Origin of the sequence: Halorubrum sp. 2020YC2, from assembly GCF_018623055.1 — an archaeon.
Taxonomy (GTDB): Archaea; Halobacteriota; Halobacteria; order Halobacteriales; family Haloferacaceae; genus Halorubrum.
The window spans coordinates 2,369,345-2,384,686 of sequence record NZ_CP076019.1 but is presented as its reverse complement, the minus strand read 5'-3'; the positions used below and the strand labels follow the sequence as shown (position 1 = coordinate 2,384,686).

Genomic DNA, 15,342 nt, shown 5'->3' with positions numbered 1-15,342 from the left:
GGGCGAGCGTGGTTCCGCGACCGCTCAGGAGAGCTGCTCGCCGACGATCCGGTCCGCCTCGGCGAGGAACGCGTCCCGCTCGTCGGTCGGGATAGTCGCGCCCGCGGCCACGTCGTGGCCGCCGCCGTCGCCGCCGACCGACTGACTCGCCTCGCGCATCACCGCCGAGAGGTCGAGGCCTTGCCGGACGAGCGCGTGCGAGCCGCGCGAGGAGACCTTCAGCGCCTCGGCGCTCTCCTCCGCGAAGGCGATCACCGGCTTCGAACGGTCGACCGCGGGGGAGCCGACCGCCATGCCGGCGACGATGCCGACGATGGTCTCGCGGATGCGCGACCCCGCGTCGAACCACTGGAGGTGGTCCTCGTGGGTGACGCCCTCGTTTTTGACCCACTGAAGCCCCTCGGAGAGGTTCTGTCGGTGGGTGCGGAGGAGCCGGCGCGCCTCCGCGAGCGCGTCGCCGCGGTCACCGAGACACACCGCGAGGCCCACGTCGCCGCGCTCGTAACGGGCGGTCGCGTTGAGGAGGGTGGAGAACTCGCTGACGTCGCGGAGTTCGGTGCCGGGCTCCTCGTCGACCAGCGTGTAGGAGGTGCCGACGAGCGCCTCGATCCGGTCTGACGGGACGCCCGAGGCGACCGCGCGGCGCATCAGCGCCGACGCGAGGGTCCGCCGCTCCTCGCCGTCGAGGTCGACCCAGCGCCGCCACTCCCCGTCGCGTTTCACGTCGACGTCGAGGTCGGTGAGGAAGGAGATGGCCCCCGCCTCGTCGTTCGAGACGCCCGGAATCTTCACGTCGGAGGCGTACTCCAAGAGCTTGGGGAGCGGGCGGGTCTGTCTGCCGTACAGGTCGAGGTCGGTCCGCGCCTCGAGGACGCCGGCGTCGACGCCGTCCGCGACGATCGACTCGTTGGCGCCGACGAGCCCGCCGTCGGAGTCCTGCATGTCACCGACCGCGCCGACGACCGCGAGCGCGGCGAGGTCGCGGTTGTCGCCGTCCGGCCCCTCCAGCGCGCGGGCGAGGAGGTAGCTCGCGCCGGCGCCCGACAGCTCGCTCGCGCCGTCGATCCCTTCGAGCAGGGGATTGAGGTGGTACCGCGTGTCGCGGTCGGCGGGCCGGTGGTGGTCAGCGATGACGGGGACGAAGTCGCCGCGGTCCTCGTGGTCCGCGATGAGGTCGAGCTGGCCGGAGCCGAAGTCGGTGAAGAGCACCACGTCGAACTCGCGGGCGGCGATGCCGGCGATCGAGTCGGCGTCAAGCTGTTTCTCGAAGACGACCTCGTGGTCGATTCCGGCCCGGGCGAGCGCGGTGGACGCTATCGCGGCGCTCGTGATCCCGTCGGCGTCGATGTGCGAGGCGAGCAGCACCCGACCGGCCTCGCGCAGGCGGTCGGCGCAGTCGGTCGCGCGGGCTTCGAGGTCGGGGACGGGGGCGGCGACTGCCATTACCACCGGTTGGCGCCCGATCGGTCATAAACGCACGCTTCGGCGGGACGCGGGAGAGGCGCGTGCCGTCCGCGGCGCGAGCGGTCCGGGCGACGCGGACGGCGAGCCGAAGGGGCATCAATTGCCGTAACTGACGGTTATAGAAGTGCGTAGACGTATGAGCTACAAACATGACACGTGGGTTCAACACCCGGAGTCTCCACGCCGGCGCCGAGCCCGATTCGGCCACCGGCGCCCGCGCGACGCCGATCCACCAGACGACCTCGTACGTCTTCGACGACGCGGACACGGCGGCGGAGCTGTACACGCTCCGGGCGGAGGGCCACATCTACTCCCGGCTCTCGAACCCGACGGTGAACGTCTTAGAGGAGCGGCTCGCGGACCTCTCCGGCGGGTCGGACGCGGTCGCGACGGGGTCGGGGATGGCCGCGTTCGACGCGATCACGACCGTCCTCGCGAGCGCGGGCGACAACGTCGTCGCCAGCTCCGAGATGTACGGCGGGACGGCCGCGTACCTCACGAGCATCGCGGACCGGCGCGGGATCGAGGTCCGGCTCGTCGACACGCTCGACTACGAGGCCTACGAGGAGGCGATCGACGGCGACACCGCGTTCGTCCACGTCGAGACGATCGCGAACCCCTCGCTCGTCACGCCCGACTTCGAGCGCCTCGCGGCGGTCGCCCACGAGAACGCGGTGCCGCTCGTCGTCGACAACACGTTCGCGACGCCGTACTGCTGTCGGCCGATCGAACACGGTGCCGACATCACCTGGGAGTCGACGACGAAGTGGATCACGGGCAACGGCACGACGGTCGGCGGGGTCGTCGTCGACGGCGGACGATTCCCGTGGGGCCACCCGGACGCCGACTACGAGGAACTCGACGGCGAGTCGCCCGCCTACCCGATCGACTTTGTCGAGCAGTTCGGTGACGCCGCGTTCGCCAACGTCGCCCGCCAGCGCGGCGTGCGCCCCACCGGCGGCCAGCAGTCGCCCTTCGACGCGTGGCAGACGATACAGGGGCTGAACACGCTCCCGCTGCGGATGGAGCGCCACTGCGAGAACGCGCGGGAGGTGGCCGAGTTCCTCCGGGACGACGACCGCGTCGACTGGGTGAGCTACCCCGGCTTCGAGGACCACCGGAGCCACGAGAACGCCGCGGAGTACCTCGACGGCTTCGGCGGGATGGTTACCTTCGGCGCCGACGGCGGGTACGCGGCCGCCAAGACGTTCTGCGAGTCGGTCGACCTGACGAGTTTCCTCGCGAACATCGGCGACGCGAAGACGCTCGTCATCCACCCGGCCTCGACGACGCACGCGCAGATGGACGAGGCACAACAGCGGCTCGCGGGCGTCCATCCGGAGATGCTCCGCCTCTCGGTGGGCATCGAGGACCCCGAAGACGTGATAGCCGACCTCGACGCGGGGCTGGCCGCGGGCGAGCGCGCCGCGACGGAGCGGGCCGGAGACGAGGGGGTCGCGAGCGGGGACGGGGCGTGAACCGATGAGCGCCGTCCCGACAGACCACGGCGTCGCCTCGCTCGGGGAGTTCACCTTCGAGTGCGGGCAGTCCGTCCCCGACTTCGAGGTGGCTTACGAGACCCACGGCGAGTTCGACGGCGACAACGTCGTGTTAATCTGTCACGCGCTCACCGGGAGCCAGAACGTCGCGCGGTCGCCGGAGCCGGAGCGCGACGCGGAGACGACGGGAGCCGGACAGGCCGGGCAGGCCCGCGCGTGGTGGGACGACGTCGTCGGCCCGGGGAAGGCCATCGACACGACCGAGCACTACGTCGTCTGCGCGAACGTCCCCGGCTCCTGTTACGGGACGACCGGTCCCGCCAGCGAGCGGCCCGCGGACCTCGACCTCCGCGAGGAGCCGGACCACGACCGGTGGGGGACCGCGTTCCCGCCGGTCCAGGTCGAGGACTGGGCGCGCGCGCAGCGCCGCCTGCTCGACCACCTCGGCGTGGGGCGGCTCCGCGCCGTCGTCGGCGGGAGCGTCGGCGGGATGAACGCCTTGGAGTGGGCGAAGCGCTACCCGGACGACGTCGACCGCGTGGTCGCCATCGCGACCGCCGGGCGCCTCGACGCGCAGTGTCTCGCGCTCGACGCGGTCGCCCGCCGCGCGATCCGCGCCGACGCGGACTGGAACGAAGGGAACTACTACGGCGACGACCGCCCGGACCCGACGGAGGGGCTCGCGATCGCCCGCCAGATCGGGCACGTCATGTACCTCTCGAAGGCGTCGATGGAGCGCAAGTTCGGGCGGCGGTCGGCCGGCCGCGACTCGCTCACGCGCGAGGACGGCGACCTCGGCTTACCGCCGGAGCCGACGGCCGGCTTCTTCCCGTACCGCGAGGTGGAGTCGTACCTCGACTACCAGGCGGAGGGCTTTGGCGACCGCTTCGACGCGAACAGCTACCTCTACCTGACGCGCGCGATGGACGAGTACGACCTCGCCGCGGGACACGGCGCCGACGCCGACGCGCTCGCCGCCTTCGAGGGCGAGGCCCTCCTCGTGAGCTTCACCGCCGACTGGCACTTCACCGTCGAGCAGTCCGCGTCGCTCGCGGACGCCTTCCGCGAGGTCGACGTGCCGGTCGCGCACCACGTCGTCGACTCCGACCACGGCCACGACGCGTTCCTCGTCGAGCCGGAACACGTCGGTCCGCCGGTCCGAGACTTCCTCACGGACGGCGTCGACGGCCGCGCCGTCTCCGACGAGGGCGACGACGACGGCGACGACCCCCGACCGAATTCCGACCACGCACCGGTCCACGCGAGCCTGTTTCGGGGATAACTGTTTCTTTTAAATAGTTTCTGTGCGGTGGCGCGTGCCCGTGAGCGACCGCCTCCGGCGGCCGCGAACGGCACCGCGCGAGGTCGCCGGCGCTACGCGCCGGCTGCCAGAGGGACCTTCGGTCCCTCGCTGGAGTCGGCCGGTCGGAGCGAAGCGGAGACCGGCCGACGAGGCTGGGGAGGCGTGAGGTGCTGTGCGGTGCGGGGCGGGACTCGAAGGGGCAGCCGGGAGGCGGGCGCAGGCGACGCGAGCACCGCAGGGAGCGAACGAAGTGAGCGACCGAGGAGCGCGGCGAGCGTGCGCCCGCCTCCCGGCTGGGGCTTCGGCGGTGTTCGTGTCGAGCGTCTATTTATAAGAGCTACCATCGTACGGCCGAGCGGCTGGGGCTTCGGCGGCGTTCGCGTCGAGCGTCTATTTATAAGCGAGCAGCCGGGATTTCGGAGGCGCTTACCGGCGATCCGCACTCAGCCAGTTATAACTGAGCGGTCGAGGCGGAACGGGCGTTCTCGGGATCCCCGTATCACATAATCACGATCAATCATGATAACGTTCATAGTTCCCGACCTCGTCGTGTGAGAGGTATGCCAGGCGGACACGCTCAGACCCTGCGACCGTTCATGTGGCGCGCGGAGCGACTGTACCCGGACACCGAGATCGTCTCGCGCACCCACGAGGGGCGCACGCGGCACACCTACGCCGAGTACGCCGACCGGACGGCCCGGCTCGCGAACGCCTTGGACGACCACGGGATCGAGCGCGGCGACCGCGTCGCGACGTTCTGCTGGAACAACACCCGTCACTTCGAGACGTACTTCGGCGTCCCGAACACGGGCGCGCAGCTCCACACGATCAACCCGCTGCTGCCCGACGAGCACATCCGGTACATCGTCGACGACGCCGACGACGAGATCATCTTCGTCGACCCGTCGCTGGCCGAGAAGATCGCGGGCGCCGCGGAGGGCGCCGAGGAGTTCGACGGCGTCGACTTCGTCGCCATGGGCTCCGAGGGGATCGACGCGCTCGACGCCCCCGCTTACGAGGAGTTCATCGCGGACCATTCGACGGAGTACGACTGGCCCGACCTCGACGGCGACCAGCCCGCCGGCCTCTGTTACACCTCCGGCACGACGGGGAAGCCGAAGGGCGTCGAGTACACCCAGTCGATGCTGTGGAGCCACACGATGGCCTCCCAGACGCCGCAGGGGATCCCGATGGAGGACTCCGACGTGGTGATGCCCGTCGTCCCCATGTTCCACGTCAACGCGTGGGGGATGCCGTTCACCGCGGCCGCCGCGGGCGCGAAACACGTCTACCCCGGTCCCTCGCCGGACCCGGCGGACCTCGCGGCGCTGATCGAGGAGGAGGGCGTGACCGTCTCCGCGGGCGTCCCGACGGTGTGGCTCGGCGTGCGCGAGTACATCGAGGAGGGCAACGACGTCGACCTCTCGACGCTCGACACCGTGATCATCGGCGGCGCGGCCGCGCCGAAGGCGCTGGTCGAGTGGTACGACGAGCGCGACGTGGAGGTGCTCCACGCGTGGGGGATGACGGAGCTGTCGCCCATCGGCACCGTCTCGCACCTGAAAGACGACCTGCGCGACGCTGACTACGACACGCAGGTGAACAAGCGCTCGAAGCAGGGGCTCGTCGCCCCCGGCCTGGAGTTCGAGGTCATCGACGAGGACGGCGAGGAGGTGCCGTGGAACGGCGAGGACTTCGGAGAGCTCCGGATCCGCGGCCCGTGGGTCACGAAGGAGTACTTCAAGCGCCCCGAGGCCAACGAGGAGGAGTTCGTCGACGGCTGGCTGAAGACCGGCGACGTGGTCACCGTCGACGAGGACGGCTACATGCAGCTCGTCGACCGCACGAAAGACGTGATCAAGTCCGGCGGCGAGTGGATCTCCAGCGTCGAGTTGGAGAACGCGATCATGGCCTACGACGGCGTCAGCGAGGCGGCCGTCGTCGGCGTCCCCCACGAGCGCTGGCAGGAGCGCCCCGTCGCGTTCGTCGTCGTGGCCGACGGCGTCGACCGCGAGGAGATCGTCGAGCGGATCGAGACCGGCCTCCGCGACGAGTACCCCAAGTGGTGGGTGCCGGACGCGGTGGAGTTCATCGACGAGGTGCCCAAGACCGCCACCGGGAAGTTCTCGAAGAAGGACCTCCGCGAGCAGTACGGCGACCAGTCGCTCGTCGATGGGGCGGTGCCGGAAGACGACGCGCCCGAAGAGGAGTAGCGCCGAACAGAGCGCCGCCGTCGTTTCGCCGTCGCGGTCGCCGCCGATCTTATTCGCCGTCGCGGTCGCCGATGACCCACTTGTGCGAGTAGCTCTCGCCGCAGGTACAGTGGGCGTACGCGTGGACCACGTCGCCCTCGGCGTAGAGCCCGCCGACCTCCTCGTTTTGCGCCTCCGCGAACGCGAAGACGAACCGGATCCCGTGGTCGCCGTCGGGGCCCTCGCCCGCGTCCCCCCCGTCGCCGTCGCTCGCGAACGGGCACACCCCGTCGTCGAGGGTGCGCGCGATCTCGCCGTCGGCGCCCATCGCCGTCTTAGCGAACTCCATCGCGCCCATGCCCGTGCCCGCCTGGAACGCGGAGCGGCCGGTCTCGCCGTCGAGGATCAGCCGGACGCCGCCGTCGGTCTCGGTGCCCACGCTCCGGAGCCGGGAGTCGTCGTCGAGGTACGCGTCGCTCACGTAGAAGACCACGTCGTCGAGCCGCTCGCCCGCGAGGAACTCGTCGAGTTTGCTCATGCCGGCCAGAGGCGCGTGAGCGGTAAAAGGCGTGCGAGTCGGGCCGGACGGGGGCGCTGCGTGTCGCCGCAGCGCGCGCTCCGACGCCGGGGCGACGCCGGAGCCGGCCGACCGATGTTAAATCGTGCAGAATCAGGGTAAATGTTAATACGCGTCACGGAGATCCGTCGCTTGATGAGCACGCAAAGCAGATCCGGCGACCGGCTGGCGGAGTGGGCGCAGCTGGTCGACGAGGACGTCCCCGAAGAGCTCCGAGAGGAGCGCTCAACAGACGGATAACTTTCACCCCGCTTCGCGAAGGCTTTAGGCCGACGGCGGCGAAGCACCGCCGATGGCGACCGAGGCCGCCGGGATCGACAGACCCCTGCTCGTCGACGACTTCCTCCAGCGACGCCGCTACCAGCTCCAGCTGGCCGACGCCGCGGCCGACGAACACACCCTCGTCTGTCTGCCGACCGGCCTCGGCAAGACGACGGTCAGCCTGCTCGTCACCGCCGAGCGCCTCCACGAGGCGGGCGGGAAGGCCCTGTTTTTGGCCCCCACCAAGCCCCTCGTCCAGCAGCACGCTGACTTCTACCGCGAGGCGCTCTCGGTTCCGGACGACGAGATAGTCGTGTTCACCGGCGACGTGAAGCCCGACGACCGCGCCGCGCTGTTCGAGGACGCCCGGATCGTGATCGCGACCCCGCAGGTCGTCGAGAACGACCTCGTCGGCAACCGGATCTCGCTGCGCGACGTGACCCACCTCACCTTCGACGAGTGTCACCGCGCTACCGGCGACTACGCGTACGTCTACATCGCGGAGCGCTACCACGCCGACGCGGCCGACCCGCTCGTCACCGGCATGTCCGCCTCGCCCGGCGGCGACACCGAGGAGATCGAGACGGTCTGTGAGAACCTCGGACTCGTGAACGTCGAGGTGATGACCGAGGAGGACGCCGACGTCGACGAGTACACCCACGACACCGACGTGCAGTGGGAGCAGGTGACGCTCCCCGACGAGGTCTTAGACATCCGCGACGCGCTCAACGAGGTGATCACCGACCGGTTAGAGAAGCTGAAACGGCTGGGGGTGACGAACACGACGAACCCGGACCTGTCACAGAAGGACCTCAACAAGATGCGGGGGCAGCTGAAGCAGATGATGGACAACGACCAGTCGGACGGGTACAAGGGAATGAGCACCCACGCCGAGGTGATGAAGCTCCGGCGCGCGACCGAACTGGTCGAGACCCAGTCGGTCGAGTCCGTCCGGCGCTACTTCGAGCGCCAGCGCGAGGCCGCCCGCTCGTCGGGCGCGTCGAAGGCGAGCCAGCGCATGGTCGCGGACCCCAAGGTTCGCGAGGCGATGCGGAAGGCGGAGTCGTTCGACGGGCTCCACCCGAAGTTCTCGAAGGCCCGGATCCTCTTGGCCGAAACCCTCGGTATCAACGAGGGCGAGCGCGCCATCCTCTTCACGGAGTCGCGCGACACCGCCGAGGCGCTCGTGGAGTTCCTCTCCGCCAGCTTCGACGTACGGAAATTCGTCGGACAGGGCGACAAGGAGGGCTCCGACGGGATGACGCAGAAGCAGCAGCAGGAGGCGCTCGACGAGTTCAAGTCGGGCGAGTTCGAGGTGCTCGTCTCCACGTCGGTCGCCGAGGAGGGGCTCGACGTCCCCGAGGTCGACCTCGTCTGCTTCTACGAACCGGTCCCGACCGCGATCCGCTCGATCCAGCGCAAGGGCCGGACCGGCCGGCAGGCGGAGGGGAAGGTCGTCGTCCTGATGGCCGAGGACACCCGCGACGAGGCGTTCTTCTGGATCTCGCGGCGCCGCGAGAAGAAGATGGCCAGCCAACTGGCCGAGCTGAAGGAGGCCACCGACGACATCGAGGAGACCGTCGGCGACGACGGACAGGCCGGCCTCGACGCGTTCGGCGGGGGGTCCGAAGACGGGAGTGACGCGGACGCCGAGGTCGACGCCGGCGCGGAGGCGCTCGACGAGGACAGCGACGAAGAGGACGACGGGGCTAGCGAGGACGGGGACGCCGGACTCACCGACTTCGCGGCGGAGGCCCGATCCGGCGGGGACGAGGCGAAAAGCGAGGGGACGGAGGCCGACGAAACCGACGAGGACGCGGCGGCCGGCGACGACGCCGTCGTCGCGACCGCGGGCGTCGACGAGGGCGTCGAGGTCGTCGTCGACCAGCGCGAGCTCGACTCCTCCATCGCGAAGGACCTCTCGACGCGCGACGGCCTCGTCACCCGGCTGGAGACGCTCGCGGTCGGCGACTACGTGCTCTCCGACCGCGTGGCCGTCGAGCGCAAGTCCGCGGCCGACTTCGTCGACTCGATGCTCGACGCCGACCGCTCGATGTTCGAGCAGGTGGGCGAGCTCTCGCGCGCCTACGCCCGCCCCGTGATGGTCGTCGAGGGGACGAATCTCTACGGCCAGCGCGACATCGACCCGAACGCGATCCGCGGCGCGCTCGCGTCGCTCGCGGTCGACTTCGACGTGAGCGTGCTCCGGACCGAGGGCGAGGAGGACACCACCGAACTGCTCGCGACGGTCGCGAAACGGGAGCAGGAGACGCGCGACCGCGAGGTGAGCGTCCACGGCGAGAAGACGACGAAGACCCGCGCGGAACAGCAGGAGTACGTCGTCTCCGCCATCGCGGACATCGGCCCGGTCACGGCACGCACCCTGCTGGAACACTTCGGCACCGTCGAGGCCGTGATGACCGCGCCCGAGGACGACCTCCTGGAGGTCGACGGCGTCGGCCCGGTGACCGCGGAGCGCATCCGCGAGGTCGTCGGGAGCGAGTACGAATAGCCTTGATCGACGGTACGAACGGCAACGGCGGCGAAAGGATATTGTATACGAGGTAGTATACGAGCAGATATGAGCAAGAGCATCCGCGTCGACGAGGAGACACACGCCGCACTCGCGTCGCTGAAAGGCGACGACGAGACCTTCGACGACCTGCTGACGCGGTTGCTTCGCGAGCGCCGCGAGGATATGCGGTCCGGGGCCGGTCTGTGGGAGGGAACCGACGCGCCGGAGCGCGCCCGAGAGAAACGCCGGGAGATGAAACGCGGGGTCGACTCGCGGTGACACTGTACGACAGTAGCGTCCTCATCGATTACCTCGCCGGACGATCCCCCGCCGTCGAATATGTCGAGTCTCACGCCGACGAGCGTGCGGTCGCTCCGCCGCTCGTGCTGTTCGAAGTGTATCAAGGAGAGGTGTTCAAGACGGGATCGACGGACCTCGGCGCGGTCGACGAGGCGCTGGACTGGATAGATGTGATCGACACCTCGGCGGCGGTCGCTCGCGAAGCGGCGGTGCTTCAGGATGCGCTCCGTGATCAGGGAGATCCCCTCGCGGCCCGTGACGCTTTCATCGCGGGGGCCGCCGTCGCACAGGACGAACGGCTCGCCGTGTCGGACACCGACTTCAGCGTCGATGGGATTCGTGACGCTCTCGAGGTCGATTTCGTCTGAGGGGGTTCAGTCGAACCCGCTCACCAGCGTCACCACCCACTGCCCGAGGTCGTACTCCGACCTGACTTCCACCCGCGTCACCCATTTCACCCACTGGAACCCGCGTCGGTCGGGCGCCACCAGCCGGGCCGGCGCACCGTGCCCGTGGCTCAGTCGCTCGCCGCCGACGTGCGTGGCGAGCAGGGCGTCCTCGGCCTCCGCCAGCGGGAGGCTCCAGCGGTAGCCGGTGACGGAGGTGAACCGGACGTAGGCGGGCTCGCGGTCGGTCGCCTCCTCGTCGCCGGCGGCCGCCTCCGGCCCGCCGGCCGCGTCCAGCAGGTCGCCGACTCGGACCCCGCTCCACTCTTGAACCGTGTACCAGCCGCTCGTACAGTCGAGCAGCGCCTCCGTCTCGTGGCCGGCCGCGAGGTCCGCCGCGGTCAGTTCGACGGGGTCGCTCACCAGCCCCTCGACCGCCAACCGGTAGCCGTCGCGGTCGATCGGATCGGGGTCGTCCGCGACCCACGAGGTTATCGGGAAGGCGCCGTTGCCCGCGCCCTCGCGGGGCTGCGAGCCGGTGAACCGGCGGTCGGCGCCGGCGGTGTCGAGCGCGTCGTTGACCCCCTGCTGGAGCCGGTAGGTCGCGCCGCCGGCCGCCAGCAGCGCGAAGTAGCGGACGGCGGTCCGCCGGCGCTCGAAGTCGACGCGGCGCGGGAGCCGGAAGCGGGTCGCCGCGTGCGCGGCGACGAGCGGGACGAGGGCGAGGCCGAAGCCGACGTGGACGGACAGCAGGGTCCAGTACGAGAGCCGCACGTCGAGACCGAACACCCACGCGACGCCGGTCGCGAGCGCGCCGACGGCGGCGACCAGCGTCAGGACGGAGAGCGCGGTCGACCGTCGCCACAGGGTCGGGTCGGTGAGCCGGCGGCGGACCCGGGAGAGCTTCCACGCGAGCAGCACGACGACCCCGACGCCGAGCGCGCGGTGGAGCCAGAACAGCGGCCACCCCTCGGGGACGCCGACGGTAAAGGAGACCAGCCCGGTGGCCGCCTCGGCGGCGACGAACGCGAACAGCGACCAGTCCACCGCGCGCGGCGGCGGCTCCAGCCGGTCGAGCGCGGTCCGGAGTCGGTCCGTCGCGGCCATTCACGCGTGGTACGTGCTACCGAGACAAAAGGCTACAGTTCGCGAGGGGAGTCCGCCCCGCTACAGCTCGTAGACCTCACCGTCGACCGCCAGCGGCTCTTCGAACGCCTCGTCGGCGGGGTAGAAGTGCGCGAGGTGGACGAGCCGCGTCCGGTCGGCGTCGAGGTCGTCCGCGAGCGCGAGCGCCCCTTCCCGGGTCATGTGCTTCGTGCCGAACGTCCGCGGGACGCCGTCGGGGCCCTCGTGGCGTCCCCCGATCGGGTGGTGCTCGCAGAGCGACGCGGGGACGATTGCGTCGGCGAGCAGGAGGTCCGAGTCCGCGAGCGCCTCGCGAGAGGCCTCGGGGACGTCGTAGCTGGTGTCGCCGGTGAGCGAGAGCTTCGCCCCGGTCTCGGGCTGTTCGATCACGACGCCGTAACAGCGGAGCGGCGGGTGGTCGACCGGGACGAACCGGACCTCGAACCCGCAGGTCTCGAACGGCTCGAAGGGGTCGCGGGCGTGGACGCCGATCCGGTCTTCGAGGTAGTCGTACTTGTCGCGGATCGTCTCCGCGACGCTCTCGTCGGTCGCCGGGTCGGTCTCCGAGGGAGCGTGGACGGGGAGCCCGTCGACGAGGCGGTAGACGTTCCCCAGCCCGTCGAGGTGGTCGAAGTGGATGTGCGTCACCAGCCCGGCGTCCGGGAGGGGAACGTCGGCGGCGAGGAACTGCTGTCTGAAGTCGGGGCTGAAGTCGACGAGGAGCGACTCGCCGGTGCGCTCGTTGGCGACGTGGACGGAGAAGCGCGACCGCGACACCCCGCGCTCGCGGGCCCGTTCGCAGGTGTCGCAGTCGCAGCCGACGGTCGGCGTCCCCGTCGTGTCGCCCGTCCCGAGGAGGGTGACCCGCATGGATCGCGGTGCGCGGGCCACGGCCTTAGCGTCCGCGGTCGCGGCGGACAAGGTACCGGGCGGCGACGCGGGGTCGCCGCGACCGCACCCCGGAGGTATAACCCCGAGCCGTCCCGAGCCGGACGCATGCACACCAGTCGTACCCTCACCCTCGCGCGGCTCCCCTCGGGCGTGCCGGTCCGGACGACCGTCCACGCGTACGGCGAGGGCGAACTCGTCGACGGCGACGACGGTCCCGAACTCGACGCGCCGGGAGACGCGCCCGTGGTGTACGCGCAGGCGGCCCAGCACGGGCGCGAGGTGAACGGCGCCGCGGTCCTCCGACGGCTCCACGACCGGCTCGTCGGCAACGGATCGGACGCCGCGAGCGGACCGTCGGCCGCCGACCTCGCCGGGACGCTCGTGACGGTCCCCGTGGCCGACCCGCTCACCTTCGACCGCGTCTCGTACACGACGCCGGAGTCGCTCGACTCGCGGCAGCCGAACATGAACCGCTGTTGGCCCGGCGACGACGAGGGGTCGCTCCACGAGCGGATGGCGGCCCGGCTCTGGGGGTTCGCGGGCGCGGCGGACGCGATCGTCGACCTCCACACCGGGTCGCCGTCGATGGCGACGCATACGGTGTACATGCGCGGCGACGACGCCTGCCGCGGGCTCGCGGAGGCGTTCGGCACCGACCTCCTGCTCGCGGAGGCCGCCGGCGATGACGCGGACACCGAGTGGGACGAGCGGGGATTCGCGGGGAAGCTCCGGGTCGCCGCCACGCGCGAGGGGATCCCGACGGTCACGCCCGAACTCGCCCACAGCAAGGAGGTCGTCCCCGAGGCGGTCGAGACGGGCGTCCGGGGAATGGTCGGCGTGCTTCGCCACGAGGGGCTGCTCGACGGCCACCCCGAGCCGTGGGACGGGACGGTGGCGCGCAACCACCTCGGGCGGGTGATAGCCGAGGACTCGGGGCTGTTCGTTCCCGAACCCGACCTCGCCGTCGGCGACCGGGTGGCGGACGGGGCGCGGGTCGGGGAGGTGTTCGACCCGACGACGTTCGAGACCCTCCAAGTCGCGCACGCCGACCGCGACGGGATCGCGTACTCGGTCGCGCGCGAGGCGACCGTCACCGGAGGCGCGACGCTCGTCGGCGTCGCTGAGCGGATCGACGGGGAGTAAGCGCGGAGAGAAGCGACCGGAAGTCGGGGTTACGGCCGTCGGACCCGGATCTGGCCGTCCGCCGCGACCGTGACGAACAGTCGGTGGCGGACCTCGCGGCCGCGGACCGCGTCGCCCGCGCGGTCGCCTATCGCCCGCATCAGTTCGGGCGCCGTCTGGTTCACCTTCACGCCGGCCTCGTCGCAGGCGTCGTACACGCGCTTCGGCGCGTCGTAGAGGTCGGTCCCGGCCTCGATCTCGACGCGGACCGGCGCCGACAGGGCCTCCGCGAACGCGACCGTCTCGCGGGCGCGCTCGACGTTGTCGCGGGCGCTCGCCTCGACGCTTGAGACGTTCGCCCGGGAGGTGCCGAGCCGGTCCGCGATGTCCGACTGCCGGAGCCCGCGCTCGCGAAGCGCCAGCACCTCGGCCTGCCGACGAGTGAGCACGCTCTCGTCGGCGTCGAAGCCGCCTCGCTCTAAGATTGAGTCGGCGTCGACGCCCGCCGGGTCCGGCCGCTCGTCGTCTGCCACCATGTGGGCACCGACGGGCCGGTCGGTCAAAAAACGGCGGTTTCGCGCGCGGTCGAGCCGCGCGGAAATCGACGGCGTCCGGACTGTCCGTGGGGCGGGGCCGCCCCGGGAGGCCGTCACTTGCCCCAGAAGTTCTCGCGGCTGCCGAGCCGTTCGCGGTCCGGGCGGTCGCGGCGGCTCCGCTCGTCGGCCGCGTCCTCGCCCTCGTCGGCGTCTCCGACGTCGCCGTCGGTCTCCTCCTCGTCCGGGTCGTCGGGGAGGCGCTCGATCACTTCCTGCGCCGTCGCGTGGCTGGATTTCACCCGGTGGATCTTGACCTCGGCGCGGGCCGGGGGTAAGACGCCGTCGACGAGGACGATGAAGCCGTCGTCGGTGCGCCCGACGCCGGCGCCGCTCTCGTGGATGTCGTCGACCTCGACGACGACCGCCTCGCCGGGCTGGACCGGCTGCTGTTTCAGCTCGTATATCGGCATGTCGTAGTGGTTACACCACTCCGCGCCGCCTTTGTTGCCGTAGTGTTGACACCCCATGCCCTGGATCCGTTCGTCGAAGCTGGGGCAGTCGTCGGCGAGTGGACAGTCCGCCATACCGTAGGGGAGACCGGCCGCCGTTGTAAACGTTTTCGACTCTCAGACCGAGCGTCGCGAAAACGACCGCTTCACGCGGCCGAGCGGCGGCAGCTTCGATGGGAAGACGCGGCGTCGAGAACGGTCGGCGGTCGCGGCGCCGAGAGGGCCGGCGAGCGCGGCGCCGAGAGCGGCCGGGCACCGCGCCAGCGTCACAGGAACTCGCGGACCTCGGAGTACCACATGTCGTGGCGGTCGACGGCGCCGATCGCGTCGGCCACGTCGGCCGCGATGGCGTGCCAGCAGCGCTCCTCGGGGTCGTCGGGGTCGAGGTTGTACGTCGCGTCCGCGCAGGTGCACTCGCCGTCCTCGATCACGTACTCGTCCTCGTGGCCGACGACGACGGTGAAATCGCGGTACTCCTTCACCCGTCCCTCGCCGACGGCCTCGATCGCGCGCTGCCCGCGGTCGCCGTGGTCCCCGACGATGGCCGCGGCGATCGGGCCGGTCAGCTCTCCGGCCTCCGCGATCGCCTCGCGCCAGTCGTCGACCGGCTCCATGCCGTTCCCTTCTCGGGCGGTCGGTTAAACAGCGTCGGTCGGATCGGG

Annotated in this window: 14 protein-coding genes; 7 read left to right on the top strand and 7 right to left on the bottom strand. The window is 70.8% G+C overall.

The genetic code is table 11. The annotated features are described in order from the left end of the window. Positions 1–24: 24 nt before the first annotated feature. Entirely contained in the window at positions 25–1,443 is a 1,419-nt protein-coding gene (locus KI388_RS11950; RefSeq protein ID WP_215086841.1) for a DHH family phosphoesterase, read from the bottom strand. Between the two features lie 170 nt (positions 1,444–1,613). Here KI388_RS11950 and KI388_RS11945 point away from each other — a divergent pair, with 170 nt between their 5' ends. From KI388_RS11945 to KI388_RS11935, 3 genes are all read left to right on the top strand, one after another. Then, positions 1,614–2,942: an aminotransferase class I/II-fold pyridoxal phosphate-dependent enzyme gene (locus KI388_RS11945; protein WP_215086840.1), complete on the top strand. Its 1,329-nt coding sequence runs from the start codon at positions 1,614–1,616 to the stop codon at positions 2,940–2,942. Between the two features lie 4 nt (positions 2,943–2,946). Next, entirely contained in the window at positions 2,947–4,245 is a 1,299-nt protein-coding gene (metX, locus tag KI388_RS11940; RefSeq protein WP_215086839.1) for a homoserine O-acetyltransferase, read from the top strand. 581 nt (positions 4,246–4,826) lie between these two features. Next, positions 4,827–6,479: a long-chain fatty acid--CoA ligase gene (locus tag KI388_RS11935; protein ID WP_215086838.1), complete on the top strand. Its 1,653-nt coding sequence runs from the start codon at positions 4,827–4,829 to the stop codon at positions 6,477–6,479. A 49-nt stretch (positions 6,480–6,528) separates the two neighbouring features. On the opposite strand, the gene KI388_RS11930 is transcribed toward KI388_RS11935, so the two are convergent. Next, positions 6,529–6,996, bottom strand: a complete 468-nt coding sequence (locus KI388_RS11930; RefSeq protein WP_215086837.1) for a DUF5807 family protein — start codon at positions 6,994–6,996, stop codon at positions 6,529–6,531. A 331-nt stretch (positions 6,997–7,327) separates the two neighbouring features. Here KI388_RS11930 and KI388_RS11925 point away from each other — a divergent pair, with 331 nt between their 5' ends. From KI388_RS11925 to KI388_RS11915, 3 genes are all read left to right on the top strand, one after another. Beyond that, positions 7,328–9,808 carry a DEAD/DEAH box helicase gene (locus KI388_RS11925; RefSeq protein WP_215086836.1) on the top strand — a complete coding sequence of 827 codons (2,481 nt, stop codon included), beginning with the start codon at positions 7,328–7,330 and terminating at the stop codon, positions 9,806–9,808. A 69-nt stretch (positions 9,809–9,877) separates the two neighbouring features. After that, complete coding sequence (locus KI388_RS11920) at positions 9,878–10,090, top strand: antitoxin VapB family protein (protein WP_215086835.1); 213 nt, start codon at positions 9,878–9,880, stop codon at positions 10,088–10,090. Continuing rightward, a complete protein-coding gene (locus KI388_RS11915; RefSeq protein ID WP_215086834.1) occupies positions 10,087–10,479 on the top strand; it encodes a PIN domain-containing protein in 393 nt (130 codons plus the stop codon). Before KI388_RS11920 ends, KI388_RS11915 begins: the two co-directional genes overlap by 4 nt. Before the next feature lie 6 nt (positions 10,480–10,485). Here the strand turns inward: KI388_RS11915 and KI388_RS11910 are convergent, their stop codons facing one another. Both KI388_RS11910 and KI388_RS11905 read right to left on the bottom strand, forming a co-directional pair. Beyond that, positions 10,486–11,604: a molybdopterin-dependent oxidoreductase gene (locus tag KI388_RS11910; protein WP_215086833.1), complete on the bottom strand. Its 1,119-nt coding sequence runs from the start codon at positions 11,602–11,604 to the stop codon at positions 10,486–10,488. A gap of 60 nt (positions 11,605–11,664) precedes the next feature. Next, entirely contained in the window at positions 11,665–12,492 is an 828-nt protein-coding gene (locus tag KI388_RS11905; RefSeq protein WP_215086832.1) for an MBL fold metallo-hydrolase, read from the bottom strand. 126 nt (positions 12,493–12,618) lie between these two features. Here KI388_RS11905 and KI388_RS11900 point away from each other — a divergent pair, with 126 nt between their 5' ends. Beyond that, complete coding sequence (locus KI388_RS11900; protein ID WP_215086831.1) at positions 12,619–13,656, top strand: succinylglutamate desuccinylase/aspartoacylase family protein; 1,038 nt, start codon at positions 12,619–12,621, stop codon at positions 13,654–13,656. A 29-nt stretch (positions 13,657–13,685) separates the two neighbouring features. On the opposite strand, the gene KI388_RS11895 is transcribed toward KI388_RS11900, so the two are convergent. The 3 genes from KI388_RS11895 to KI388_RS11885 all read right to left on the bottom strand — a co-directional run bounded on the left by KI388_RS11895 (position 13,686) and on the right by KI388_RS11885 (position 15,294). Then, the gene (locus KI388_RS11895) at positions 13,686–14,171 is read right to left on the bottom strand and encodes a Tfx family DNA-binding protein (protein WP_215086830.1); all 486 of its coding nucleotides are present in this window, start codon (positions 14,169–14,171) and stop codon (positions 13,686–13,688) included. Between the two features lie 113 nt (positions 14,172–14,284). Continuing rightward, the gene (locus KI388_RS11890) at positions 14,285–14,755 is read right to left on the bottom strand and encodes a TRAM domain-containing protein (RefSeq protein ID WP_215086829.1); all 471 of its coding nucleotides are present in this window, start codon (positions 14,753–14,755) and stop codon (positions 14,285–14,287) included. A 191-nt stretch (positions 14,756–14,946) separates the two neighbouring features. Beyond that, on the bottom strand, positions 14,947–15,294 hold the full coding sequence (locus KI388_RS11885; RefSeq protein ID WP_215086828.1) for a hypothetical protein: 348 nt from the start codon (positions 15,292–15,294) through the stop codon (positions 14,947–14,949). Between the last annotated feature and the right edge of the window lie 48 nt (positions 15,295–15,342).

Coding starts and splice junctions, on each gene's coding strand:
- KI388_RS11950 (WP_215086841.1), bottom strand. CDS start 1,443: ATGGCAGTCGCCGCCCCCGTCCCCGACCTCGAAGCCCGCGCGACCGAC.
- KI388_RS11945 (WP_215086840.1), top strand. CDS start 1,614: ATGACACGTGGGTTCAACACCCGGAGTCTCCACGCCGGCGCCGAGCCC.
- metX (WP_215086839.1), top strand. CDS start 2,947: ATGAGCGCCGTCCCGACAGACCACGGCGTCGCCTCGCTCGGGGAGTTC.
- KI388_RS11935 (WP_215086838.1), top strand. CDS start 4,827: ATGCCAGGCGGACACGCTCAGACCCTGCGACCGTTCATGTGGCGCGCG.
- KI388_RS11930 (WP_215086837.1), bottom strand. CDS start 6,996: ATGAGCAAACTCGACGAGTTCCTCGCGGGCGAGCGGCTCGACGACGTG.
- KI388_RS11925 (WP_215086836.1), top strand. CDS start 7,328: ATGGCGACCGAGGCCGCCGGGATCGACAGACCCCTGCTCGTCGACGAC.
- KI388_RS11920 (WP_215086835.1), top strand. CDS start 9,878: ATGAGCAAGAGCATCCGCGTCGACGAGGAGACACACGCCGCACTCGCG.
- KI388_RS11910 (WP_215086833.1), bottom strand. CDS start 11,604: ATGGCCGCGACGGACCGACTCCGGACCGCGCTCGACCGGCTGGAGCCG.
- KI388_RS11905 (WP_215086832.1), bottom strand. CDS start 12,492: ATGCGGGTCACCCTCCTCGGGACGGGCGACACGACGGGGACGCCGACC.
- KI388_RS11900 (WP_215086831.1), top strand. CDS start 12,619: ATGCACACCAGTCGTACCCTCACCCTCGCGCGGCTCCCCTCGGGCGTG.
- KI388_RS11895 (WP_215086830.1), bottom strand. CDS start 14,171: ATGGTGGCAGACGACGAGCGGCCGGACCCGGCGGGCGTCGACGCCGAC.
- KI388_RS11890 (WP_215086829.1), bottom strand. CDS start 14,755: ATGGCGGACTGTCCACTCGCCGACGACTGCCCCAGCTTCGACGAACGG.
- KI388_RS11885 (WP_215086828.1), bottom strand. CDS start 15,294: ATGGAGCCGGTCGACGACTGGCGCGAGGCGATCGCGGAGGCCGGAGAG.